The organism is Agromyces sp. H17E-10 (assembly GCF_022919715.1).
Lineage (GTDB): Bacteria > Actinomycetota > Actinomycetes > Actinomycetales > Microbacteriaceae > Agromyces.
Map to the genome: position 1 here is coordinate 14723 of NZ_CP095042.1, position 22826 is coordinate 37548.

General features: G+C 71.0%; 22 protein-coding genes. 6 read left to right on the forward strand and 16 right to left on the reverse strand.

The genetic code is table 11. The annotated features are described in order from the left end of the window. Nucleotides 1–74: 74 nt before the first annotated feature. From leuA to hrcA, 13 genes are all read right to left on the reverse strand, one after another. Complete coding sequence (leuA, locus tag MUN74_RS00075; protein WP_244854250.1) at nucleotides 75–1847, reverse strand: 2-isopropylmalate synthase; 1773 nt, start codon at nucleotides 1845–1847, stop codon at nucleotides 75–77. Nucleotides 1848–2117: 270 nt separating this feature from the next. Continuing rightward, nucleotides 2118–3515, reverse strand: a complete 1398-nt coding sequence (locus MUN74_RS00080) for an ABC transporter permease (protein ID WP_244854252.1) — start codon at nucleotides 3513–3515, stop codon at nucleotides 2118–2120. Next, nucleotides 3515–4276, reverse strand: a complete 762-nt coding sequence (locus tag MUN74_RS00085; protein WP_244854254.1) for an ABC transporter ATP-binding protein — start codon at nucleotides 4274–4276, stop codon at nucleotides 3515–3517. The genes MUN74_RS00080 and MUN74_RS00085 overlap by 1 nt, the downstream gene beginning before the upstream one ends. An 82-nt stretch (nucleotides 4277–4358) precedes the next feature. Then, nucleotides 4359–5033, reverse strand: a complete 675-nt coding sequence (locus tag MUN74_RS00090; protein ID WP_244854256.1) for a response regulator — start codon at nucleotides 5031–5033, stop codon at nucleotides 4359–4361. Further along, nucleotides 5030–6211, reverse strand: a complete 1182-nt coding sequence (locus MUN74_RS00095; protein WP_244854257.1) for a sensor histidine kinase — start codon at nucleotides 6209–6211, stop codon at nucleotides 5030–5032. The genes MUN74_RS00090 and MUN74_RS00095 overlap by 4 nt, the downstream gene beginning before the upstream one ends. A gap of 115 nt (nucleotides 6212–6326) precedes the next feature. Then, on the reverse strand, nucleotides 6327–7220 hold the full coding sequence (gene era / locus MUN74_RS00100; RefSeq protein ID WP_244854259.1) for a GTPase Era: 894 nt from the start codon (nucleotides 7218–7220) through the stop codon (nucleotides 6327–6329). Continuing rightward, a complete protein-coding gene (locus MUN74_RS00105; protein WP_244854261.1) occupies nucleotides 7213–8529 on the reverse strand; it encodes a hemolysin family protein in 1317 nt (438 codons plus the stop codon). The genes era and MUN74_RS00105 overlap by 8 nt, the downstream gene beginning before the upstream one ends. Before the next feature lie 2 nt (nucleotides 8530–8531). Further along, on the reverse strand, nucleotides 8532–8993 hold the full coding sequence (ybeY, locus tag MUN74_RS00110; RefSeq protein WP_244854263.1) for an rRNA maturation RNase YbeY: 462 nt from the start codon (nucleotides 8991–8993) through the stop codon (nucleotides 8532–8534). Continuing rightward, entirely contained in the window at nucleotides 8990–10009 is a 1020-nt protein-coding gene (locus MUN74_RS00115; protein WP_244856504.1) for a PhoH family protein, read from the reverse strand. The genes ybeY and MUN74_RS00115 overlap by 4 nt, the downstream gene beginning before the upstream one ends. Before the next feature lie 85 nt (nucleotides 10010–10094). After that, nucleotides 10095–10457: an HIT domain-containing protein gene (locus MUN74_RS00120; protein ID WP_244854265.1), complete on the reverse strand. Its 363-nt coding sequence runs from the start codon at nucleotides 10455–10457 to the stop codon at nucleotides 10095–10097. A gap of 24 nt (nucleotides 10458–10481) precedes the next feature. Then, a complete protein-coding gene (locus MUN74_RS00125; protein WP_244854267.1) occupies nucleotides 10482–11216 on the reverse strand; it encodes a 16S rRNA (uracil(1498)-N(3))-methyltransferase in 735 nt (244 codons plus the stop codon). A gap of 10 nt (nucleotides 11217–11226) precedes the next feature. After that, entirely contained in the window at nucleotides 11227–12327 is a 1101-nt protein-coding gene (dnaJ, locus tag MUN74_RS00130) for a molecular chaperone DnaJ (protein WP_244854269.1), read from the reverse strand. 47 nt (nucleotides 12328–12374) lie between these two features. Further along, nucleotides 12375–13397, reverse strand: coding sequence for a heat-inducible transcriptional repressor HrcA (gene hrcA / locus MUN74_RS00135; protein ID WP_244854270.1), 1023 nt, complete (start codon nucleotides 13395–13397; stop codon nucleotides 12375–12377). 204 nt (nucleotides 13398–13601) lie between these two features. On the opposite strand from hrcA, the gene MUN74_RS00140 reads away from it, so the two are divergent. Further along, nucleotides 13602–14003: a DUF4870 domain-containing protein gene (locus tag MUN74_RS00140; protein WP_244854272.1), complete on the forward strand. Its 402-nt coding sequence runs from the start codon at nucleotides 13602–13604 to the stop codon at nucleotides 14001–14003. A 117-nt stretch (nucleotides 14004–14120) separates the two neighbouring features. Further along, entirely contained in the window at nucleotides 14121–14504 is a 384-nt protein-coding gene (locus MUN74_RS00145; protein ID WP_244854274.1) for a DUF4870 domain-containing protein, read from the forward strand. Between the two features lie 18 nt (nucleotides 14505–14522). Here the strand turns inward: MUN74_RS00145 and hemW are convergent, their stop codons facing one another. From hemW to lepA, 3 genes are read right to left on the reverse strand one after another with little or no spacing between them, the layout of a single operon-like run. Then, nucleotides 14523–15761 carry a radical SAM family heme chaperone HemW gene (hemW, locus tag MUN74_RS00150; RefSeq protein WP_244854276.1) on the reverse strand — a complete coding sequence of 413 codons (1239 nt, stop codon included), beginning with the start codon at nucleotides 15759–15761 and terminating at the stop codon, nucleotides 14523–14525. Between the two features lie 2 nt (nucleotides 15762–15763). After that, nucleotides 15764–16414, reverse strand: a complete 651-nt coding sequence (locus tag MUN74_RS00155) for a DUF1990 family protein (protein ID WP_244854277.1) — start codon at nucleotides 16412–16414, stop codon at nucleotides 15764–15766. Between the two features lie 30 nt (nucleotides 16415–16444). Next, on the reverse strand, nucleotides 16445–18319 hold the full coding sequence (gene lepA, locus MUN74_RS00160) for a translation elongation factor 4 (protein WP_244854279.1): 1875 nt from the start codon (nucleotides 18317–18319) through the stop codon (nucleotides 16445–16447). A 77-nt stretch (nucleotides 18320–18396) separates the two neighbouring features. On the opposite strand from lepA, the gene MUN74_RS00165 reads away from it, so the two are divergent. The 4 genes from MUN74_RS00165 (at nucleotide 18397) to guaD (ending at nucleotide 22656) form a co-directional block, all read left to right on the forward strand. After that, nucleotides 18397–19641: a sensor histidine kinase gene (locus MUN74_RS00165; protein WP_244854281.1), complete on the forward strand. Its 1245-nt coding sequence runs from the start codon at nucleotides 18397–18399 to the stop codon at nucleotides 19639–19641. Further along, complete coding sequence (locus MUN74_RS00170; RefSeq protein ID WP_244854283.1) at nucleotides 19638–20258, forward strand: response regulator; 621 nt, start codon at nucleotides 19638–19640, stop codon at nucleotides 20256–20258. Before MUN74_RS00165 ends, MUN74_RS00170 begins: the two co-directional genes overlap by 4 nt. 2 nt (nucleotides 20259–20260) lie before the next feature. Then, the gene (locus MUN74_RS00175) at nucleotides 20261–21064 is read left to right on the forward strand and encodes an alpha/beta fold hydrolase (RefSeq protein WP_244854284.1); all 804 of its coding nucleotides are present in this window, start codon (nucleotides 20261–20263) and stop codon (nucleotides 21062–21064) included. A 227-nt stretch (nucleotides 21065–21291) separates the two neighbouring features. After that, complete coding sequence (gene guaD, locus MUN74_RS00180) at nucleotides 21292–22656, forward strand: guanine deaminase (protein WP_244854286.1); 1365 nt, start codon at nucleotides 21292–21294, stop codon at nucleotides 22654–22656. Nucleotides 22657–22826 lie beyond the last annotated feature (170 nt).

The window sequence follows — 22826 nt, forward strand, 5'->3', positions numbered from 1 at the left end:
GGTCGGTTTCGGCCGGATCCGGATGCATCGAGGCATCCAGCCGGCCGAACCGAACCCCGGAGCGAAATCGGCGATCAGACGCCGGCGAGGGCGGGCTCGGGCTCGACGACCGCGGTGCGGAGCGCGCGGTTCACGGCCGAGACGACGGCCTTCAGCGACGCCGTCGAGATGTCGGCGTCGATGCCGACGCCCCACAGCACGTGACCTTCGACCTCGAGCTCGACGTAGGCGGCCGCCTGCGCGTCGCCGCCCGCCGAGAGGGTGTGCTCGACGTAGTCGCGGAGCTTCACGTCGACGCCCTCGGCGCCCAGCACGTTGAGGAACGCCGAGATCGGGCCGTTGCCGCTCGCGTCGGCGTCGACGCGCTCGTCGCCGTCGCGCAGCCCCACCCGCACGTTGACGACGCCGTCGAGCGCGCTCTCGGTGCGCAGCCCCAGCAGCTCGAACCTGCCCCACTTCTCGTCGGGGCGTTCGGCCGGTGCGGGCAGGTACTCGTCGTTGAAGATGCGCCAGATGTCGTCGCTCGACACCTCGCCGCCCTCGGCGTCCGTCTTGGCCTGCACGACGCCCGAGAACTCGATCTGCAGCCGTCGCGGCAGATCGAGCGCGTGGTCGTTCTTCAGCAGGTAGGCGACGCCGCCCTTGCCCGACTGCGAGTTGACGCGGATGACTGCCTCGTAGCTGCGACCCAGGTCCTTCGGGTCGACCGGCAGGTAGGGCACCGCCCACTCCAGGTCGTCGACCGCGACGCCCTCGTCCGCGGCGCGAGCCTCCATCGACTCGAAGCCCTTCTTGATGGCGTCCTGGTGCGAGCCGCTGAACGCGGTGTAGACCAGGTCGCCCGCCCACGGGCTGCGCTCGTGAACGCGCAGCTGGTTGCAGTACTCGGCCGTGCGCTTGATCTCGTCGAGGTCGCTGAAGTCGATCTGCGGGTCGACGCCCTGCGTGAACAGGTTGATGCCGAGGGCGACGAGGTCGACGTTGCCCGTGCGCTCGCCGTTGCCGAAGAGGCAGCCCTCGATGCGGTCGGCGCCGGCCAGGTAGCCGAGCTCGGCCGCGGCGATCGCGGTGCCGCGGTCGTTGTGGGGGTGCAGCGACAGGATGACGTTCTCGCGGTGGTTCAGGTGCCGGCTCATCCACTCGATCGAGTCGGCGTAGACGTTCGGCGTCGCCATCTCGACGGTCGCCGGCAGGTTGATGATGACGTTGCGCTCGGGGGTCGGCTCGAAGATGTCGAGCACCTGGTTGCAGACGTCGACCGCGAACTCGAGCTCGGTGCCCGTGTAGCTCTCGGGCGAGTACTCGTAGTAGACGGTCGTGCCCGGCACGGTCCGCTCCATCTCGCGGCACTTGCGGGCGCCGTGCAGGGCGATGTCGATGATGCCCTGCCGGTCGGTGCGGAACACGACCTCGCGCTGCAGCACGCTCGTCGAGTTGTACAGGTGCACGATGGCCTGCTTGGCGCCCGCGATCGCCTCGTAGGTGCGCTCGATGAGGTGGTCGCGCGCCTGGGTCAGCACCTGGATCGTGACGTCGTCGGGGATGGCCCCCTCGTCGATGAGCTGGCGCACGAAGTCGAAGTCGGTCTGGCTCGCGCTCGGGAACCCGACCTCGATCTCCTTGTAGCCCATCTTCACGAGCAGGTCGAACATGATGCGCTTGCGCTCGGGGCTCATCGGGTCGATGAGCGCCTGGTTGCCGTCGCGCAGGTCGACGGCGCACCAACGCGGTGCGACCTCGATGCGCTTGGACGGCCAGGTGCGGTCGGGCAGCTCGACGGAGATCTGCTCGTGGAAGGGGCGGTACCGATGAACGGGCATCGCCGAGGGCTTCTGGGTGTTCTGCATGGGTTGCTCTTCTCGCTTTTTCGGATCGATTCAGCCGACGACGAACTCCGCAGCGAGGGAGGCCTGAGAACTAGGACTCGCTGCGGCAGCTAAGGAGAAGCAGGCCGTGAAGCACGCGACAAGGCTAACACCCGGTCGCCGGGGGCGCACGCATGTGACGCCGCGCACGGCGGTCGTGCCGCTGTCGAGACTCCCGCGGCGGGCATGACGAAGCGGGTGGATGCCTCCCCCGAGGCATCCACCCGCCCTTCCGCCTCCCGTGGTCGCCCCTCAGTCGACCGCGAGGGCTGCCACCGGCGAGACGCGCATCGCGCGCCGCGCCGGAGCGATGGACGCGACGAGCGTGAGCACGCCCGCAGCGACGATGAGGACGCCGATCATCACCCACGGGATGCCCGGGAACACGAAGCCCGGCATTCCCTGCGCGCCGCCGAGCAGCGCCTGCGCGCCGGCCCAGCCGTAGCCGAACCCCAGCACGAGACCCGTCAGCGTCGCCGCGACCGTGAGGGCCGCGCTCTCGACGACGATCATGCGGCGCAACTGGCGCCGGTCGAAGCCGAGGGCGCGCAGCAGGCCGAGCTCGCGGGTGCGCTGCAGCACGCTGAGCGAGAGCGTGTTGACCATGCCGATCGCCGCGATCAGCGCACTGAACCCGATGAGCACCGTGAACACGGCGACCGTCGCGTTGAGCATCGGCTCGATACCGGCGTAGACCTCGGGTTGCCGCTCCTGCGCGGCGAGGATCATCGCCCGGTACGACTCCATCGTGACCGAGAAGGTCGTGACGAGCGTCACGCCGATGACGAGGCCGATCGTCATGCGCGAGCTCCGCTCGGGGTTGCGCACCGCGTTCTCGGCCGCGAGACGTGCAGCGGGCGAACGCCCGAACAGACGACCCACGAGCCGCAGCACGGGCGGCATGACGACGTCGGCGCCGAGCACGATGCCGGTGAACGAGACGATGCCGCCGACCATGCCGATGAGCACGCCCTCGGGGCGGGTGAGCCCCACGACCACGCCGACCGCGAGCAGGGCCAGGCCGACCACGACGAACACGGCGGCCGTGATGTTGCGCCCGCGGCGGCGGCCGACGGCCTCGTGGCTCTGCGGATTGGCGTTGCCGATCGCCTCGGCCGGACGCACCCGCAGCACCCGCCGGGAGCCCACCCACGAGGCGAGCCACGTCGTGAGCACGACGGCGACGGCCGGCAGCACGATGGCCACGTTGACGTAGTCGTAGTCGGTCTCCGGCAGCATCCCGCTCGCGACCGCGTAACGGGCGAGCCCGACGGCCGACGCGGTGCCGAGCACGACGCCGACGGCGGCGCCCGCGAGCCCGACGAGCAGGCCCTCCTTGGCGATCTGGGCGCGCTGGGCACGGGCGCTCGACCCGATGAGGCGCAGGAGCGCGATCACGCGGGTTCGGCCGGCGACGACCGTCGCGACCGTGTTGGTGGTCACGATCGCGCTCACGTACACCGCGATGACGATGAACACCGTCGCGACGACGCCGAGCATGAGTGCGACCGTGTCGCTCTCGCCCGTGACGTCGTCGGCCCGGATCGCCGCGGCCAGCAGTCCCGTGACCTGCAGGAGCAGCACGCCGAACGTGCCGGCGATCGTCGCGACGACGAGCGTCGGCCACTGGTCCTTGAGTCGGGTGCGCATCAGGACGCCAGTTCCATCGAGAGCATGAACGCCGAGATCTCCTCGGGCGTCGATCGGCCCGCATCGCGCACGATGCGGCCGTCGGCGAGGAAGAGGATGCGGTCGGCGTGGCTCGCCGCGACCGGGTCGTGCGTCACCATCGCGATCGACTGGCCGTAGGTCGCGCTCGCCGCGGCGAGGAGCCCCAGCACCTCGCGGCCGGTGCGCGAGTCGAGGTTGCCGGTCGGCTCGTCGGCGAAGACGAGGTCGGGACGGGTCGCGAGGGCGCGGGCGATCGCGACGCGCTGCTGCTGCCCGCCCGAGAGTTCGTGGGGGCGATGCGTCAGGCGCTCGGTCAGACCGAGCGTCGCGAAGAGCTCGTCGGTCCAGGCCTGCTCGTCGCGGGTCGGCCGGCGCCCGTCGAGCTCGAACGGGAGCAGGACGTTGCCGCGCACGTCGAGCGTCGGCACCAGGTTGAACGACTGGAACACGAAGCCGATGCGACGGCGGCGCAGCACGGTGAGCGCCGAGTCGCCGAGCTCCGTGATGTCGGTGTCGCCGAGCCAGACGCGCCCGGCGCTCGGCGAGTCGAGGCCGGCCATGATGTGCATCAGGGTCGACTTGCCCGAGCCGCTCGGGCCCATGATGGCGGTGAACTCGCCGCGGCGCAGGCCGAGCGAGACGTCGTCGAGGGCGGTGACGGTACCGGCGCCCTGTCCGTAGCGCTTGACGAGGCCGGCGACGCGGGCGATGAGGCCGAGGTCGGAGGGTTGGATCTGCATGTCTTCGACGCTACGGATGCGGCGGGGCCGGGCTCATCCGGCTGAGGAGTGGCTCGCGTCATCCTGCAGGATGACGTTCGCGTCACCCCGCGGCGGTGTCGCCGAGGTCGTGCTCGTACGCGAAGACGACGAGCTGCACCCGGTCGCGAAGGCCCAGCTTCGCGAGGATGCGGCTCACATGCGTCTTCACGGTCGCCTCCGAGAGGAACTCGCTCGCGGCGATCTCGCTGTTCGACAGCCCACGCGCGGCCAGGGCGAAGATCTCGCGCTCGCGCGGCGTGAGGTCGTTCCACTCGGAGGGTGCCGCACGCCGGGTCGAGCCGGCGCCGACGTGCGCGAAGAGTGCACGCGTCGCCGAGGCGGCGATGACCTGGTTGCCCTGATGCACCGTGCGGATGGCCGCGAGGAGGAATTCGGGGTCGGCGTCCTTCAGCACGAACCCGCTCGCCCCCGCACGGATCGCCCTGGCCGCGTTCTCGTCGAGGTCGAACGTCGTGAGCACGAGGATGCGCGGCGCAGGGCGGCCGTCGCGTTCGGCCTCGGCGATGATGCGCTCGGTCGCGCCGATGCCGTCGAGCAGCGGCATCCGGACGTCCATGAGCACCACGTCGGGGCGCTCCGTCGCAGCGAGGGCGACGGCGGCCATGCCGTCGCCCGCCTCGCCCGCGACCTCGAGGTCGGGCTGCGACTCGACGAGCATGCGCACTCCCGCACGGAACAGCGCCTGGTCGTCGACGAGGGCGACGCGGATGGTCATGGGGTCCTTCCGGTGCGGGCGGGGATGCGGGCCGAGAGGCGGAACATGCCGTCGTCGCCGGCCACCGCCTGCAGGCTACCGCCCGCGAGCTGCGCGCGCTCGCGCATGCCGGGGATCCCGTGCCGGAACGCGTGCGAATCGGGCGGCGGCACGTCGTCGCGGCGGGTGTTGACGAGGTCGACGGCGACGCCGCTCTCGTCCCACCGCAGCCCGAGCAGGACCGGCTGCGACGTGTCGCCGTGGCGCAGCGCGTTGGTGAGCCCCTCCTGCACGATGCGGTACACCGCGATCTGCTGCCCGGTGCCGAGCTCGGGCCGCTCGCCCTGCTCGTCGAGGCGCACGTCGAGCCCGGCCGCGCGAACCTGCTCGAGCAGCATCCCGAGGTCGTCGAGCACCGGCTGCGGCGACTCGGCCTCGTGGTGGCGGAGCTCGGCCAGCAGCATCCGCACATCGCCGAGGGCACCGCGCGCCACGCCGGCGATCGTGCCGAGCGCGTCGACCGCCGACTCGGGGCGGGTGCGTGCGGCGAACCGCGCGCCGTCGGCCTGGGCGATCACGACGGCGAGCGAGTGGGCGACGACGTCGTGCATGTCGCGGGCGATGCGGTTGCGCTCCTGCTCGACCACGTAGCGGTACTCGGCGAGCTCGCGCTCGCGGTTCGCGACCTCCTCACGACGTCGCACCTCACGGGTGTCGCGCACCGCCCGCACGAGCAGCCCCGCCGTCCACGCGAGCACGAGCACCGCGATCGACGCCACGAACAGGACTCCCGTCATGAGCAGGGTCGTGATCGCGTCGGGCGACGCACCGTTGATGAGCGGTTTCACGACCGCGAGGTACGCCGTCGCGAACACCGCACCGACGCCCGCCGACCCGAGGCCGAACCACTTCACGACCCGGCCGCCGTGCGCCGCGGTCGAGTAGAGCACGCCGAGCACGGCCGCGTCGTAGAGCTGAAGATCGCGCAGCAGCAGCATCTGCGTGAGCGCGCCGCCCCACGCGATCGCGAGCGACCAGCCCGGCTCGTAGCGACGGACCGCGAGAGCTCCCGCGAACACGGCGAGGAGCAGGACGTCGTACGGGCCGCCGAGCAGGGCGAACGGCAGGCAGGCGAGGGCGAACACCCCGGCGAGCACGATGTCGGTCGTGAGCTTCGCGCGGCTGATCCTGGTGGTCACCGATCCACCGTACGTGCCGGATGGGGGCTCCGGGACCCCGACCGCCCGGAATCATCCTCGAGAGGTACGGGCTCCGCGGCGATCGGCGCTCGCCCGCCGCGACCCGCTCGGACGCTCAGAAGCCGAGGCGCCCGAGCTGCTTCGGGTCGCGCTGCCAGTCCTTCGCGACCTTCACGTGCAGCGCGAGGAAGACCTTGCGGCCGAGCAGCTGCTCGATCTGCGCGCGCGCCGTCGCCCCGACCTCCTTGAGCCGGGCGCCGCCCTTGCCGATGATGATGCCCTTCTGGCTGTCGCGCTCGACGAAGAGGTTCGCGTAGATCTCGACGAGGTCCTTGTCGTCGCGCTCGACCATGTCGTCGACGGTCACGGCGATCGAGTGCGGCAGTTCGTCGGACACCCCCTCGAGCGCCGCCTCGCGCACGAACTCGGCGATGCGGTCGGTGACGTCCTCGTCGGTGAGCGCCTCGGCCGGGTAGAGCGGCTGGTCGGACTCGGGCATGAGCGAGAGCAGCTCGGCGACGAGCACGTCGAGCTGCTCGCCGCGCGGTGCCGACACCGGGATGATCGCCGCCCAGTCGCGCAGCTCGGAGACGGCGAGCAGCTGCTCGGCGACCTTCGCCTTCGACGTGGCGTCGGTCTTCGTGACGATCGCGACCTTCTTCGCGTGCGGGTACTGGTCGAGCTGCTCGTTGATGAACCGGTCGCCGGGGCCGATCGCCTCGTTCGCGGGCACGCAGAACGCGATCACGTCGACGTCGCCGAGCGTCGACTGCACGAGCGTGTTGAGCCGCTCGCCCAGCAGCGTGCGCGGCCGGTGGAGTCCGGGCGTGTCGACGAGGATGAGCTGCCCGTGCTCGCGGTGCACGATGCCGCGGATCGCGCGGCGGGTCGTCTGCGGCTTCGAACTCGTGATCGCCACCTTCTCGCCGACGAGCGCGTTCGTGAGCGTCGACTTGCCCACGTTGGGGCGGCCGACGAACGACACGAATCCGGCGCGGTACTCAGTCACGGTGGTTCCTCTCCACGGTCTCGCCCCCGTCGAATGCGGCGTGGGCGTCGATGAGGGCCTGGTCGGCCTCGACGAGGATCGTCGAGATGCGCTTGCGGCGCCCCTCGGTGCGCTCGGCCTCGAGCACGAGCCCCGAGACGCTCGCACGCTCGCCCGGCTGCGGCAGCCGGCCGAGCTCCTTCGCGAGCAGTCCCCCGGCCGAATCGACGTCCTCGTCGTCGAGGTCGAGGCCGAACAGCTCGCCGAGCTCGTCGATCGGCAGCCGGGCGTTGACCCGGTACCGCCCGTCGCCGAGTTCCTCGACCTGCGCCGCTTCGCGGTCGTACTCGTCGGAGATGTCGCCGACCAGCTCCTCGATGAGGTCTTCGAGCGTCACGAGCCCGGCGATGCCGCCGTACTCGTCGACGACCATCGCGAGGTGGGTCGACTCGAGTTGCATCTGACGCAGCAGCGCGTCGGCCTTCATCGAGTCGGGGACGAAGCTCGCCGGCCGGCACAGTTCGCCGACCGTCAGGTCTTCCGCATCGAGCGGTCGCTCGAAACCCAGCCTCGCGAGGTCGCGCAGGTAGAGGATGCCGGTGACGTCGTCGGCGTCGCGAGCGATCACCGGGATGCGCGAGTAGCCGGCCTTGAGGAACAGGGCCATCGCGTGCGGCAGGTGCGCCGTCGCGTCGATCGTGACCATGTCGGTGCGCGGCACCATGACCTCGCGCACGACGGTGTCGCTGAACTCGAAGATCGAGTGGATGAGCTCGCGATCGCCCTCTTCGAGCACGTCGAGCTCGGTCGCCTCGTCGACCATGCTGAGCAGCTGCTCCTCGCTCGAGACGCCGGCGAACCGCAGCCGCCCCGGCGTCACACGGTTGCCGAGGGAGACGAGCGCACCGGCGATCGGACCGATCAGCACACGGAGGAAGTGCACGAGCGGCGCGGTGAGCCGCAGGACGACGGGAGCATGGGCGCGGCCGACACTGCGGGGGCTCGCCCCGACGAGCACGAACGAAGCGGCCGTCATGATGAGCGCCGCGCACAGCAGCACGAGCCAGATGTCCTCGATGAAGAACGTGAAGGCGAGCGTCACGAGCACCGCGGCGGTCGTCTCCGAGACGATGCGCACGAAGTTGACGGCGTTCACGTGCGCGCCGGTGTCGTCGGCGATCGCGAGGAGCGACCGCCTGGCACGCGACGTGAGCGCGAGGTCGGTGAGATCGGCCCGGCTCGACACGCCGACCGCCGCGTCGACGGCGGCCATGAGGCCGCCGAACGCGACCAGCACGAACGCGGCACCGAGGAAGAGCCAGGGCAGCATGGTCAGCGGCGGCGCTCCTGCATCGAGAATCCGACGAGGATGTCGCGCTGGATGCCGAACATCTCCTTCTCTTCATCGGGCTCGGCGTGGTCGAAGCCCAGCAGGTGCAGGATGCCGTGCGTCGTGAGGAGCAGGAGCTCGTCGAGCAGCGTGTGTCCGGCGGTGCGGGCCTGCGACTCGGCCACCTGCGGGCACAGCACGACGTCGCCGAGCAGCCCGGGCGGCGTCGGCGCCTCCTCGGTGCCGGGGCGCAGTTCGTCCATCGGGAAGCTCAGCACGTCGGTCGGCCCGGGCTCGTCCATCCACTGCACGTGCAGCTGCTCCATGGCGCCCTCGTCGACGAGCACGATCGCGAGCTCGGCGTCCTGGTGCACGTGCATCGCGTCGAGCGCGTAGACCGCGAGCCGCTGGATCGCGGCCTCGTCGACCTCGATCGCGGATTCGTTGTTGATCTCGATGCTCAAGACTTGCCCTTTCTCGGCAGGTGGTCGCGGGGGCCGGCATTGCCGCGGCGTTCGGCGCGGTTCGCGAACTCGCGAGCCTCGGCGCGCTCGAAGCGCTGCGCCTGCTGGCGCTGGTCGTACTCGGTGTACGCGTCGACGATGCGACCGACGAGCGTGTGGCGTACGACGTCGTCGCTCGTGAGTCGCACGAACTCGATGTCGTCGATGCGGTCGAGGATGCGCGTCACGAGTCGCAGGCCCGAGGCGCCGCCCGGCAGGTCGATCTGCGTGATGTCCCCGGTGACCACCATCTTCGAGCCGAAGCCGAGCCGGGTCAGGAACATCTTCATCTGCTCGGGCGTGGTGTTCTGCGCCTCGTCGAGCACGACGAACGAGTTGTTCAGGGTGCGACCGCGCATATACGCGAGCGGGGCCACCTCGACCGTGCCCGATGCCAGGAGCTTCGGCACGAGCTCGGGGTCCATCATCTCGTTGAGCGCGTCGTAGAGCGGACGCAGGTACGGGTCGATCTTGTCGGTCAGCGTGCCCGGCAGGAAGCCGAGCCGCTCGCCCGCCTCGACCGCCGGTCGCGTCAGGATGATGCGGTCGACCTCCTTGCGCTGGAGGGCCTGCACGGCCTTCGCCATCGCGAGGTAGGTCTTGCCGGTACCTGCGGGGCCGATGCCGAAGACGATCGTGCTCTCGTCGATCGCGTCGACGTAGGCGCGCTGGCCCTCGGTCTTGGGCCGGATCGTCTTGCCTCGGCTGGAGACGATGACCTGCCCCAGCAGGTCGGACGGTTTCGCGTCGGGATCGGCATCGAGCATGCGGGCCGAGCTCCTCACTTCGGTCGGGGTGGGGTCCTGGTCGCGGCGCACGAGCTCGAGCAGTTCTTCGATGAGCCGGCGGACGCGTCGTCGTTCGTCGGCGGCGCCACGGATGGCGATCTCGTTGCCGCGCACGTGCACCTCGACGCCCGGGTACTCCCGCTGGATCGACGTGAGCAGCCGGTCCTGCGGGCCGAGCAGGCGCACCATCTGGATGCCGTCGATGCGCAGTCGCTCCTCGTCGGCACCGGTCACCGGCGCCTCCGACTCCGCCGGCTCGTTCGACTGCGCAGGCTCACGCTCCGGCAAGCGTGCCCTCCTCGAGGCCGCCCGCGAGGACATGGGCGTGCACGTGGAACACGGTCTGGCCGGCCGATGCCCCGGTGTTGAAGACGAGGCGGAACTCGCCGTCGGCGAGGTCGCCGGCGACGTCGTTCGCGACGCCGACGAGTTCGGCGAGGAGCGCGGGGTCGCCCGCCGCGAGCTCGACGACGTCACGGTAGTCGCCGGTCTTCGTCGTGACCACGACGTGCACGGGCGCCTGCGGCGCGATGTCGTGGAACGCGATGACGTGCTCGGTCTCGGCGACGATGCGCGCGGGGATCTCGCGCGCCACGATGCGTTCGAAGACGGTCGGTTCGGCGCGGGAGTCGGTCATCCCACCATCGTAGCGAGGGATCGTTCACCACCGCCCGAGCGCGACGCTGAGCACCGCGATCGCGGCGGGCCCGGCGGTCGAGGTGCGCAGCACCGACGCGCCGAGCCGAACGGGCTCCGCACCGGCGGCGACGAGCCGGTCGAGCTCGTCGGGTGCGATACCGCCCTCGGGTCCCACGACGAGGGCGATGTCGCGGCCGTCGGGTTCGAGGTCGGTGAGCGCGACGCCGGCGGTCGGTTCGAGGACGAGCACGCGGCATCCGGACAGCCGATCGGCGAGCCCGGTCGTCGTCGTGATCTCGGTCACCTCGGGCAGCCAGGCGCGGATCGACTGCTTCACGGCCTCGCGCACGATGGTCGCCCAGCGCCGCCGGCCCTTCTCGGCCTTCGGCCCCTCCCAGCGCGACACCGAGCGGGCGGCGGCCCACGGCACGACGGCGTCGACGCCGAGCTCGGTGGCCGCCTGCACCGCCATCTCGTCGCGGTCGCCCTTCGCGAGCGCCTGCACGAGCGTGATCGCGGGGGCCGGGCGATCCTCGACCACGACCTCCTCCGCGACGAGCACGAGCTCGCGCGGCTCGGTCGCGACGACCGTGCCGCGCACGACCACGCCGCGACCGTCGCCGATCGAGATGCGCTCGCCCGTGCGGATCCGGGCGACGGTGACGGCATGACGCGCCTCGTCGCCGGTGAGCCGCAACTCGCCCCCCGGCGCGAGCGCACCGAGGTCGAGCGACTCGTCGAGGTAGAGGCTGCTCATCGCCGGCCGCTCAGCCGAGGAACCGGTCGCGCAGCCGGGCGAAGAGCCCCTGCTGGAAGTGACTGAGCTCGGGCTTCGGCGACTTCTTCGAGGCGGCGAACTGCGAGATGAGGTCGCGCTCCTTCGACGAGAGCTTCGTCGGGGTGACCACCTGCACGCCGACCTTGAGGTCGCCGCGTCCGTTGCCGCGCAGCTTCGTGACGCCCCGGTCCTTCACGGTGAGGATCTCGCCGCTCTGCGTGCCGGCCCGCACCTCGAGCTCGACATCGCCGTCGAGGCCCGGGATCTTCGCCGTCGTGCCGAGCACGGCGTCGGTCATCGCGACCTCGAGGGTCGCGAGCAGGTCGTCGCCGTTGCGGCTGAAGACCTCGTGGTTCTTCACCTTGATCTCGAGGTAGAGGTCGCCGTTCGGGCCGCCGGCCGGGCCGGCCTCGCCCGAGCCCGGCATCTGCAGGCGCACGCCCGTGTCGACGCCGGCGGGGATGTCGACGGGGACCGTGCGGCGCGCCCGCACTCGGCCCTGGCCCTGGCAGGTCGTGCACGGCGTCGCGATGATCGTGCCGTAGCCGCGGCAGGTGCCGCACGGGCTCGAGGTCACGACGTTGCCGAGGAGCGAACGCACCTGGCGCTGGATCTGGCCGCTGCCGTGGCAGATGTCGCAGGTGACGGGCGACGTGCCCGGCTGGCAGCACGAGCCCTGGCAGGTCTCGCACCGCACGGCCGTGTCGACGTCGATGTCGCGGTGGGTGCCGAAGATCACCTCGTCGAGTCCGACCTCGACCCGGATGAGCGCGTCCTGGCCGCGCTCGCGGCGCGACCGCGGTCCGCGGCTCTGCTGGCTCGCACCGAAGAACGTCTCGAAGATGTCGCCGAAGCCGCCGAAGCCCTGGCCGTTGAAGCCGCCCTGACCGCCGCCGAGGTCGTACTGCTGGCGCTGCTTCGGGTCGCTCAGCACGTCGTACGCGTGCGTCACCTCCTTGAAGCGCTCGGATGCCTCGGCGCCGGGATTCACGTCGGGGTGGAGCTCACGCGCAAGACGGCGGTACGCCTTCTTGATCTCGTCGGGGGTGGCGTCGCGCGAGACGCCGAGGACCTCGTAATGGTCGGCCACGGAGGGCTTGTCCTTTCGGTTGCGCCGTCGGATTCGACGGCGGCGGGTCAGTTCTCGCCGAGCGTGCGGGAGAGGTATCGGGCGACGGCGCGGACGGCCGCCATGCTGTTGGAGTAGTCCATGCGGGTCGGCCCCACGACGCCGAGGCGCGAGATGTCGCGCCCGGGGATCTCGAACGCGCTCGACACGATCGACGTCTCGCCGAGCCCGAACGACGCGTTCTCGCGACCGATGCGCACGGCGACGGCGTGCTCGTCGGTCGCCATCTCGCCGAAGAGCCTGAGGAGCACGACCTGCTCCTCGATCGCCTCGATGACGCCGAGGATCGAGCCCGCGAAGTCCTGTTCGGTGCGCACGAGGTTCGCGGCACCGGCGACCACGAGCCGGTCGCTGCGCTGCTGGCGTGCCTGGTCGGCGAGCGTCGCGGCGAGGGTGTGGAGCACCGCGGCGTGGCGACGGTCGACGCTGTCGATCTCGCCCGACAGCAACTCGGTCGCATCCGTCATCGTCGCGCCGGCGACGAGTTCGTTCAACCGGTGCCGCAGCGAGGCGAGCGTCTCGTCGTCGACGGGCTCGGCGAGTTCGGCGAGTCGCTGCTCGACCTGTCCGGAGTCGGCGATGAGGATGCACAGCACGCGTTCGGGTGCGAGCCCGACGAGCTCGACGTGGCGCACGCGTGCGCTCGCGAAGCTCGGGTACTGCACGACCGCGAGCTGCTTGGTGAGCTGCGAGATGAGCCGAACCGTGCGGGCGAGCAGCTCGTCGAGGTCGCTCGACTCGCCGAGGAAGGTCTCGATCGCCTGCCGCTGCGCCGAACTCAGCGGGCGCACGTCGGTCAGCTGGTCGACGAAGACGCGGTAGCCCTTGTCGGTCGGGATGCGACCCGACGAGGTGTGCGGGGCGGCGATCAGCTCCTCTTCTTCGAGCAGCGCCATGTCGTTGCGGATGGTCGCGGCCGAGACGCCGAAGGCGTGCCGTTCGACGATCGTCTTCGAGCCGACCGGTTCGCGTGAGGCGACGTAGTCCTGCACGATCGCGCGGAGCACGGCGAGACTGCGTTCGGAGACCATGGTCCTCGCTTCCCTCTGCACGACCCGACTCGGCGGCGAGCGTTGGCACTCGACCGACCAGACTGCCAATCATATCGCGACATCCCGTGGCGCGGCCGTTGCCGCGTCGGTGGGCTGGCGCTACCGTATGGAGGTCCCGCGCGCCGCCCACCTGCCGCGTCGCGCTCCGCCCCACTTCCGCGACACCTCCCGAAAGGTCCGCCCATGAGCGACACCACTCCGCCGCCCGCCTCCGAGCCCCAGCCCGCCGCACCGCTCGCGCACGACCAGGATGTGCTGTGGGGCTCGCTCGCACAGCTCGGCGGCATCATCGGCCCGCTGCCCTCGCTCATCATCTGGCTCGTCTTCAAGGACCGCGGCCCGTTCACGAACGTCGAGGCGAAGGAGGGCCTGAACTTCCAGATCACGGCCGTGCTCGCGTACGTCGCGATCGTCATCGTGAACTCGGTGCTGTCGCTCGTGACCTTCGGGTTCTGGAACATCGTGGGATGGCTGCTCCCGACCGCCCTCTGGGTGACCGTGATCGTGTTCTCGATCCTCGCCTACGTCACGGCGAAGGACGGGACGCACTATCGCTACCCGTTCGCGATCCGGTTCATCAAGTAGCCGTTCCGTCATGCATCGCCGAGCGCGCCGCTGGAACACTTCCCCGGCGCGCTCGTCTGTGCCAGCATGACGTTGCCCCCCGTTCAGCCCTTCGAACCATCGATCAAGGAGACCGACATGTCCGACACCACGCCCCCTCCCCCGCCGCAGGACCCCTATCAGCAGCCGAGCCAGCAGATGAGCCCCTCCGACGAGAAGCTGTGGGCGACGCTGATCCACATCGGCGGCATCTTCTTCAGCTTCGTGCCGGCCCTCATCGGCTACCTGATCCTGAAGGACAAGGGGCCGTTCATCCGCGAGCACACCGCGACCGCGCTGAACTTCCAGATCACGATGGCGATCGCCTACGTGGTCGGCAGCATCCTGACGTTCGTCATCATCGGCATCTTCATCCTGATCGCCGTGTGGATCGTCACGATCATCTTCAGCATCATCGCGGCCGTCAAGGCGAACCAGGGTCAGCCCTACACCTACCCGCTGTCGATCAAGTTCGTCAGCTAGGTCCTCGACCGATCGGAGCTACCCGACGGGTTCGCCGTCGAGCAGCCGCCGGACCACCGCGTCGGCCAGGAGCCGCCCTCTCCGCGTGAGCGTCAGCACACCGGAGAGGGCGGCTTTCGCGTCGACGAGGCCGTCGGCGATGAGACCGGCCACAGCCTGCCGGCCGCCCGCCTGCAGGGAGGCGATCTCGAGGCCCTCGTGGATGCGGGTCGCGAGCAGCACCCGCTCGGTCTCCCGCGTCGCCGCGTCGAGGACCTCGCGCCCGACCGCGGGCGACACGCCGGAGGCGAGCCGTTCGGCGTACGCCGACGGGTGCTTGGCGTTCCACCAGCGGACCCCGCCGACGTGGCTGTGCGCCCCGGGACCGACGCCCCACCAGTCGTCGCCGCGCCAGTAGCCGAGGTTGTGCCGCGAGCGGTGCCGCGCGCCGCGCGCCCAGTTGCTGACCTCGTACCAGTCGTACCCGCCCGCGGCGAGCAGCTCGTCGGCCAGCTCGTACATGTCGGCCTCGAGGTCGTCGCTCGGCTCGGCGAGCTCGCCACGACGGATCTGGCGCGCGAGCTTCGTGCCCTCCTCGACGATGAGCGCATAGGCGCTCAGGTGGTCGGGTTGCTGGGCGATCGCGTGCTCGAGGCTCCGCCGCCAGTCGTCGAGCGACTCCCCCGGCGTGCCGTAGATGAGGTCGAGGCTCACATCGAGGCCGGAATCGCGCGCCCACGCGACCACCTGCGGCACCCGCTCGGGGTCGTGCGTGCGATCGAGCGCCGTGAGCACGTGCGGCACCGCCGACTGCATGCCGAACGACACGCGCGTGAAACCGCCGGCGGCGAGCTCGTCGAGCTCGCGCGGCCCGACCGAGTCGGGGTTCGCCTCGGTCGTGACCTCGGCGCCATCGGCGAGACCGATCTCGTCGCGGATCGCGCCGAGCATCGCCACGAGATCGTGAGCGGGCAGCAGGGTCGGCGTGCCGCCGCCGAAGAACACCGTCTCAGCCGGGCGTGCGACGACCTCGGATGCCTCGAGCACGCGCCTCGACATCCGGATCTCGTCGATCGCCTGCGACGCGTAGTCGGCCTGCCGGGCGCCCCGCAACTCGTCGGAGGTGTAGGTGTTGAAGTCGCAGTAGCCGCAGCGCACACGACAGAACGGCACGTGCACATAGACGCCGAACGCGCGATCGGCTGCGCCCACGGCCGCCTGCGGCGGCAAAAGTCCGTCGGCCGGAGCCGGCTCGCCGAGCGGCAGCGCCGCGCCCACGCCTACGCGCCGCCGGCCGGGTGCAGGGCGCGCAGCTCGCGGCGGGTCAGCTCGCGCCGGTGTCGGCGGGTCGACGGCGAGAGCACCGCGCGCGCACCGCCTGCGGTCGCGAGGATCGAGCGGATCGTGAGCCACACCGTGTCGTCGTCGCGGTGCTCGAGGATGAAGGACTCCTCGCCGGTCTCGGGGCCGTGCCCGGTCGTGCCGTAGGCGAAGCCGATGCGGTTCGGCTCGTCGATCACGTACACGACGAGCACGGGCGTCTTCGCGGTGCCGAACCGGCGCTTGCGCACGAGCGTCGCGGTCATCCCCGCCGCGATGTAGGGGGTGCCGTCGGCGCCGAACCGGTCTTCGGTGCGCGGCGCCGGCTGATCCGCGAGCGGCGCACCGGTCGGGTCGAAGACGATGCCGGGGTACTGCGCCCCGGTGCCCGCCGACACGTCGGCGACGGTGAATCCGGCGCCGCGTTGCACGCCCCAGGTCATGAGCGCCTCGGCCGACCGGTCGAACCGCTCCCGGCCCGAGCCGAGGCGCACCGCGTCCTCCGCGGGGCGGAGCCCCACGGGCGGGTAGCGGAGGAAGTCGGGGTCGAGGGTCGCGCCGATCGCGCCGTAGGTGACCGACTGGTCGGTGAACGTGCTTCTGCGAGTCATCCGTGTTCCTTCGCGCCCCGGGGGCGGGCGCTACTTCTTGGCGTCCTTCTTGGTCTCGGTGTCACCGCTCAGGGCGGCGATGAAGGCCTCCTGCGGCACCTCGACGCGGCCGACCATCTTCATGCGCTTCTTGCCCTCCTTCTGCTTCTCGAGGAGCTTGCGCTTGCGGGTGATGTCACCGCCGTAGCACTTGGCCAGCACGTCCTTCCGCATCGCGCGGATCGACTCGCGCGCGATGATCCGGGCGCCGATGGCGGCCTGGATCGGCACCTCGAACTGCTGCCGCGGAATGAGCTCGCGCAGACGGCCCGTCATCAGCACGCCGTATGCGTAGGCCTTGTCGCGGTGCACGATCGCGCTGAACGCGTCGACCTGCTCGCCCTGCAGCAGGATGTCGACCTTCACGAGGTCGGCGGCCTGGTCGCCCACCGGCTCGTAGTCGAGCGACGCGTAGCCGGCGGTCTTCGACTTCAGCTGGTCGAAGAAGTCGAACACGATCTCGCCGAGCGGGATGTTGTAGCGGATCTCGACCCGGTCCTCGCCGAGGTACTCCATGCCGAGCAGCGTGCCGCGCCGCGACTGGCAGAGTTCCATGATCGTGCCGACGTAGTCCTTCGGAGCGAGGATGGCCGCCTTCACCATGGGCTCGCGCACCTCGGCGATCTTCGCCCCGGTCGGGAACTCGCTCGGGTTCGTGACCGTGACGGTCTTCTTGTCTTCGGTCGTCACCTCGTAGACCACGCTCGGCGCGGTCGCGATGATGTCGAGGCCGAACTCGCGGCGCAGGCGCTCGGTGACGATCTCGAGGTGGAGGAGCCCGAGGAACCCGGCGCGGAACCCGAACCCGAGCGCGACCGAGGTCTCGGGCTCGTACACGAGCGCCGCGTCGGAGAGCTTGAGCTTGTCGAGCGCCTCGCGCAGCTCGGGGTAGTCGCTGCCGTCGATCGGGTAGAGGCCCGAGAACACCATGGGCAGCGGCTCGGTGTAGCCGGCGAGCGCCTCGGCGGCGGGCTTCACCGCGGTCGTGACCGTGTCGCCGACCTTCGACTGCCGCACGTCCTTCACACCGGTGATGAGGTAGCCGACCTCGCCGACGCCGAGTCCCTTCGTGGGCGTGGGCTCGGGCGACGAGACGCCGATCTCGAGGATCTCGTGGGTCGCCTTCGTCGACATCATCTGGATGCGCTCGCGCGGGTTCAGCTTGCCGTCGACCATGCGCACGTAGGTGACGACGCCGCGGTAGCTGTCGTACACCGAGTCGAAGATCATCGCGCGGGGCGCCGCGTCGGCATTGCCGACCGGCGCGGGGATGCGCTCGACGACGCGGTCGAGCAGCTCTTCGACACCGACGCCCGTCTTACCCGAGACCTTCAGCACGTCGTCGGGCGAGCCGCCGATGAGGTCGGCGAGCTCGCGCGCGTACTTCTCGGGCTCGGCGGCCGGCAGGTCGATCTTGTTGAGCACGGGGATGATCTCGAGGTCGTTCTCGAGCGCGAGGTAGAGGTTCGCGAGCGTCTGCGCCTCGATGCCCTGCGCGGCGTCGACGAGCAGGATCGCCCCCTCGCACGCGGCCAGCGAACGGGAGACCTCGTACGAGAAGTCGACGTGGCCGGGGGTGTCGATCATGTTCAGCGCGTAGGCGCGGCTCTGGCCCGAGGCATCCTCGACCTGCCACGGCATGCGCACCGCCTGGCTTTTGATCGTGATGCCGCGTTCGCGCTCGATGTCCATGCGATCGAGGTACTGCGCGCGCATGTCGCGGTCGGCGACGATGCCCGTGATCTGCAGCATGCGGTCGGCAAGCGTCGACTTGCCGTGGTCGATGTGCGCGATGATGCAGAAGTTGCGGATCGCGGACGGGTCGGTGGCGGCGGGCACCGGCGGGTTCACAGCTCTCGGAGACATCCTGTCGATTCTCCCACGAGTTGGCTTCAGACTTTCGACGGATGCCCCGTCGCCGTCGCCGCGGCTACGCTCGCAGCATGAGCGCGACCCTGACGGAACCGGCGCGCGGTGCCGAATCGGCCCTGCGCCCGGTGTTCATCGCGCTGCGCCTCGGGCTGCACCTGCTGGTCGTCGGGCTCACGCTGTTCGTCATCGTGCGCGCGCTCCTCGCCGATGCCGACGAAGTGCCGATCACGGTGCTCGCCGTCGCGTTCCTCGCCTGTTACGGCGCCGGGGTCGCCACCGCGCACCGGCACCTCCCGGCGTGGGCGCGCGTGCTGTGGCTCATCATGCTGCTGACGCTCTGGGTCGGCATGTCGGCGCTCACGCCCGATGCGGCGTTCCTCGCGTTCCCCCTCTTCTTCCTCGAGCTCCACGTGCTCGCGGCGCCCGTCGCGGTGCCGCTCGTGGTGGTCACCTTCGGCATCTCGGTCTGGGGAACGGCGACGCACCTCGGCTACGAGGTCGGCTCGATCCTCGGTCCGCTCATCAGCGCGGGCGTGGCGATCGTGATCGGGCTCGGGTACCGGGCGATGGCGCAGGAGACGCGCGAGCGCCAGGCCCTCATCCTCGACCTCATCGCCACTCGCGAAGAACTCGCGGCCACGAGCCGCGAGGCCGGCACCCTCGCCGAGCGCGAACGACTCGCGCGCGAGATCCACGACACGCTCGCGCAGGGGCTCTCGAGCATCCAGATGCTGCTGCACGCGGCCGAGCGCGACATCGACGACGACGGCGTGCGGCAGAAGCTCGTGCTCGCCCGTGAGACGGCGGCCGAGAACCTCGGCGAGGCGCGCCGGTTCATCCGAGAGCTCACCCCGCCGTCGCTCGATGAGCAGACGCTGCCATCGGCCCTCCGGCGTCTGGCCGAGGCGGTCGACGACCAGGCGAACCAGTCGGGCGCCGACACACGCGTCGAGTTCTCGACGAGCGGCGAGCCCGTCGTGCTGCCGATGGCGGTCGACGCCGCGCTCCTGCGGATCGCCCAGGGCTCGCTCGCGAACGTGGTCAAGCACGCCGATGCGCGCAACTGTTCGCTCACGCTGAGCTACCTCGGCGACGAGGTCGCCCTCGACGTGGTCGACGACGGCATCGGGTTCGACGTCGACGCCGTCGCGAAGCGCGCGGCCGGGGCGGCCGATGCCGGCGGCCCCGGGCTCGGCGAGTACGGTCTGCGCTCGATCCGGCGGCGCGCCGAGGAGCTCGGCGGCCGGTTCGACATCGAGTCGGCGCCCGGCGAAGGCACCGCCCTGTCGATCCGGGTCCCGGTGGTGATCGCATGATCAGGCTGCTGCTGGCCGACGACCACCCGGTGGTGCGCGCGGGCATCCGTGCGATGCTCGAGCGCGAGGCCGACCTCGTCGTGGTCGCCGAGGCCGCGACTGCCGAGGATGCGGTGCGGCTCGGCCGCACCGAGGTCGACCTCGTGCTCATGGACCTCCAGTTCCCCGGCGCGATGCAGGGCGCCGAGGCGACCCGCCGGCTGCGCGCCGAGCCGCACGGCCCTCGCGTGCTCGTGCTCACGAACTACGACACCGACGCCGACATCCTCGGGGCGATCGAGGCCGGCGCGAGCGGCTACCTGCTGAAGGATGCCCCGCCCGAGACGCTCATCGCCGCCGTGCGCGCGGCCGCGGACGGCGAGCAGGCGCTCGCTCCCGAGCTCTCGGCGAAGCTCGACGCCTCGCTCGCCTCGGGCGAACGGCTGACGGTACGCGAGGCCGAGGTGCTCGCGCTCGTCGCCGAGGGGCGCACCAACCGCGAGATCGGCAAGACGCTCTACCTCAGTGAGGCCACCGTGAAGTCGCACCTCGTGCACATCTTCACGAAGCTCGGCGTCGGATCCCGCACCGCGGCCGTCGCCCGGGCCCGTGAGATCGGCGCGATCCGGGCGGGGTGAGCATGGTCGCCGCCCGCGTCGTGCTCGTGCACGGCATTCGCACCTCGGCCACGATGTGGCGGCGGCAGGTCGCCGCACTCACGGACCGCGGTCTCGACGTCGAGGCGATCGACCTGCCCGGACACGGTGTCCGCATGGGCGAGCCGTTCTCGATCGACGCGGCGATGACCGTGATCGACGAGGCCCTGAACTCGAGGCACCGCCCGGAGGGCGGCAGCGACGGCGAGACCGACGAACCTGACGACCGGGATGCTGCGCCACCGCGTCTCCTCGTCGGCCTCAGCCTCGGCGGCTACCTGTCGATGGAGTTCGCGGCGAGGCATCCCCATCGCCTCGACGGCCTCGTCGCGGCCGCCTGCGGCACCGTCCCCCGCGGCGCCGGGCTCGCAGCCTATCGCGCGCTCGCCGCCGGGATCGCGCGGCTGCCCGATCACGGGCGCGCGCTCAATGACGCGACCGCATCGCTCTTCCTCGCTCCCGATGCGGTCGCCGACGTCGTCGCTGGCGGCGTCGCGCTCGACGTGATGGCATCGGCGCTCGAGGCGGTGCACGGGCTGGACCCCCTCGGCGCGCTCGCGCAGGTGCGCGTGCCCGTCTGGTTCGTGAACGGCCGGTTCGACCACTTCCGCCTGCAGGAGCGGCGCCTCCTGAACGCGACGCCCGACGCCAGGCTCGTGATCGTACCCGGAGCGACGCATCTCGTGAGCCTGACCAGCCCCGACGCGTTCACGGCCGTCGTGCTCGGCGCCGTCGCCGAGCTCGACCGCCGCGCGGTCGCGGAGCGCCGGGGACGCCGTTCGACGTGACGCCGTTCGACGTGACGCCGTTCGACGTGACGCCGTTCGACCCGGGATGCTTGCCCTCGGAGCGCGCACGACGTACCGTGGCTTCGGCGCGTCGTTCGCATGGATAACCGATGCGCTGCAGATTCAGTGTCGAACCATGCATCGGTCAGGCAACGCCGGCCGGTGCGAACGAGACGCATCAGCGAGCACGACGCATCAGCGGGCGGGGCCGAAAGGTGGTCCCAACGATGGTTCCTTCCCAGCTCTACCGTGCGACCGTCGTCGACACGCCCGTCAGCCCGTTCGAGGGCGGCGAGGCGCGATACGACGCCGACATCGCGCTCGTCGTCGCCGACGGCGTGATCCGCTTCCGCGGCTCGTTCGACGAGGCATCCCGACTGCACCCCGACGCGACGGTCATCGACCTGCGCGAGGGCGTGCTGCTGCCCGGGCTCGTCGACACGCACGTGCACTTCCCGCAGCTGCGCTCGATGGCGGGTCTCGGCCTGCCGCTGCTCGACTGGCTCGACCGGTACACCCTCCCCGAGGAGACGCGGTTCGCCGACGACGCCTACGCGCGCGAGGTAGCGCCGCAGTTCCTGACCGCGCTCGCCGCCGCCGGCACGACGAGCGCGCTCGTGTTCGGCTCCCACTTCGCGGGCGCGATGCACGAGTTCTTCGCCGCGGCGTCGGCGTCGGGCCTCCGCATCACGAGCGGGCTCGTCGTCGGCGACCGCATGCTGCTCGACGGGCTGTACACGACACCCGACCGAGCCCGCACCGAGGCGGCCGAGCTCATCGCGGCCTGGCACGGCAACGGCCGACTGCGGTACGCGGTCACGCCGCGGTTCTCGCTGTCGGCGTCGGACGAACTGCTCGCCGCGTGCGGGGACACGTTCGCCTCGCGCGACGACCTCTGGTTCACGTCGCACCTCAACGAGAACCTCGCCGAGGTCGAAACGGTCGCCGGCCTCTTCCCCGACCGTCGCGACTACCTCGACACCTACGACCACCACGGGCTCGTGAACCGTCGCTCGGTCTACGCGCACAGCGTGCACACGTCGGTGCCCGAGCTCGCCCGGATGGCCGAGGTCGGCGCGTCGGTCGCGCACTGCCCGACGTCGAACTCGGCGCTCGGCAGCGGACTGTTCCCGCTTCGGCGGCACCTCGACGCCGGGGTGCGGGTCGCGCTCGGCACCGACGTGGGGGCGGGCAACGGGTTCAGCCTCTTCAAGGACGGGATCCAGGCGTACTTCATGCAGATGCTGCTCGGCCCCGAGGGTGTCCAGCTGACGCCGGCGCACCTGCTCTACCTCGCGACGCTCGCGGGCGCCGAGGCACTCGGGCTCGACGGCGACGGCGGGGTGGGCCATCTCGGGGTCGGCATGCAGTTCGACGCGATCCACGTGCGGCCGGCACCTGGGTCGGCATTCGACATCGTCCTGTCGCGCTCGGCGTCGGCCGGCGACGTCCTCGCCCGCACCTTCGCGCTCGCGACCACCTACGACGTCGCGGCGACCTGGGTCGGCGGCGACCTCGTGCACGCCCGCTCGTCTGCGCTCGGCGACGAAGGCGCCTCGGCGCTGACCGACCCGGTTCCGTTGCACGACTGAGGCACGCCGGGAGGGTGGTACGCGCGGCGCCGGAGTCGACTCGCGACGCGGACGCGCAGGGCTGGCGCGCGTCCGGTCGGGCGGCCTTCGCGGGCAGCATCCCACGACCCGCCCGGCGGGCACGCGTTGGCGGGCCGCCGGGCGAACTGGTAGTGTTGTGTGTTGGCTTC

What these genes read in the sequence shown, in the direction of transcription:
- leuA (WP_244854250.1), bottom strand. Translation starts at nt 1,847, where the DNA reads ATGCAGAACACCCAGAAGCCCTCGGCGATGCCCGTTCATCGGTACCGC.
- MUN74_RS00080 (WP_244854252.1), bottom strand. Translation starts at nt 3,515, where the DNA reads ATGCGCACCCGACTCAAGGACCAGTGGCCGACGCTCGTCGTCGCGACG.
- MUN74_RS00085 (WP_244854254.1), bottom strand. Translation starts at nt 4,276, where the DNA reads ATGCAGATCCAACCCTCCGACCTCGGCCTCATCGCCCGCGTCGCCGGC.
- MUN74_RS00090 (WP_244854256.1), bottom strand. Translation starts at nt 5,033, where the DNA reads ATGACCATCCGCGTCGCCCTCGTCGACGACCAGGCGCTGTTCCGTGCG.
- MUN74_RS00105 (WP_244854261.1), bottom strand. Translation starts at nt 8,529, where the DNA reads ATGCTGCCCTGGCTCTTCCTCGGTGCCGCGTTCGTGCTGGTCGCGTTC.
- MUN74_RS00115 (WP_244856504.1), bottom strand. Translation starts at nt 10,009, where the DNA reads ATGGTGCGCCTGCTCGGCCCGCAGGACCGGCTGCTCACGTCGATCCAG.
- MUN74_RS00120 (WP_244854265.1), bottom strand. Translation starts at nt 10,457, where the DNA reads ATGACCGACTCCCGCGCCGAACCGACCGTCTTCGAACGCATCGTGGCG.
- MUN74_RS00125 (WP_244854267.1), bottom strand. Translation starts at nt 11,216, where the DNA reads ATGAGCAGCCTCTACCTCGACGAGTCGCTCGACCTCGGTGCGCTCGCG.
- hrcA (WP_244854270.1), bottom strand. Translation starts at nt 13,397, where the DNA reads ATGGTCTCCGAACGCAGTCTCGCCGTGCTCCGCGCGATCGTGCAGGAC.
- MUN74_RS00140 (WP_244854272.1), top strand. Translation starts at nt 13,602, where the DNA reads ATGAGCGACACCACTCCGCCGCCCGCCTCCGAGCCCCAGCCCGCCGCA.
- MUN74_RS00145 (WP_244854274.1), top strand. Translation starts at nt 14,121, where the DNA reads ATGTCCGACACCACGCCCCCTCCCCCGCCGCAGGACCCCTATCAGCAG.
- MUN74_RS00155 (WP_244854277.1), bottom strand. Translation starts at nt 16,414, where the DNA reads ATGACTCGCAGAAGCACGTTCACCGACCAGTCGGTCACCTACGGCGCG.
- lepA (WP_244854279.1), bottom strand. Translation starts at nt 18,319, where the DNA reads ATGTCTCCGAGAGCTGTGAACCCGCCGGTGCCCGCCGCCACCGACCCG.
- MUN74_RS00165 (WP_244854281.1), top strand. Translation starts at nt 18,397, where the DNA reads ATGAGCGCGACCCTGACGGAACCGGCGCGCGGTGCCGAATCGGCCCTG.
- MUN74_RS00170 (WP_244854283.1), top strand. Translation starts at nt 19,638, where the DNA reads ATGATCAGGCTGCTGCTGGCCGACGACCACCCGGTGGTGCGCGCGGGC.
- MUN74_RS00175 (WP_244854284.1), top strand. Translation starts at nt 20,261, where the DNA reads ATGGTCGCCGCCCGCGTCGTGCTCGTGCACGGCATTCGCACCTCGGCC.
- guaD (WP_244854286.1), top strand. Translation starts at nt 21,292, where the DNA reads ATGGTTCCTTCCCAGCTCTACCGTGCGACCGTCGTCGACACGCCCGTC.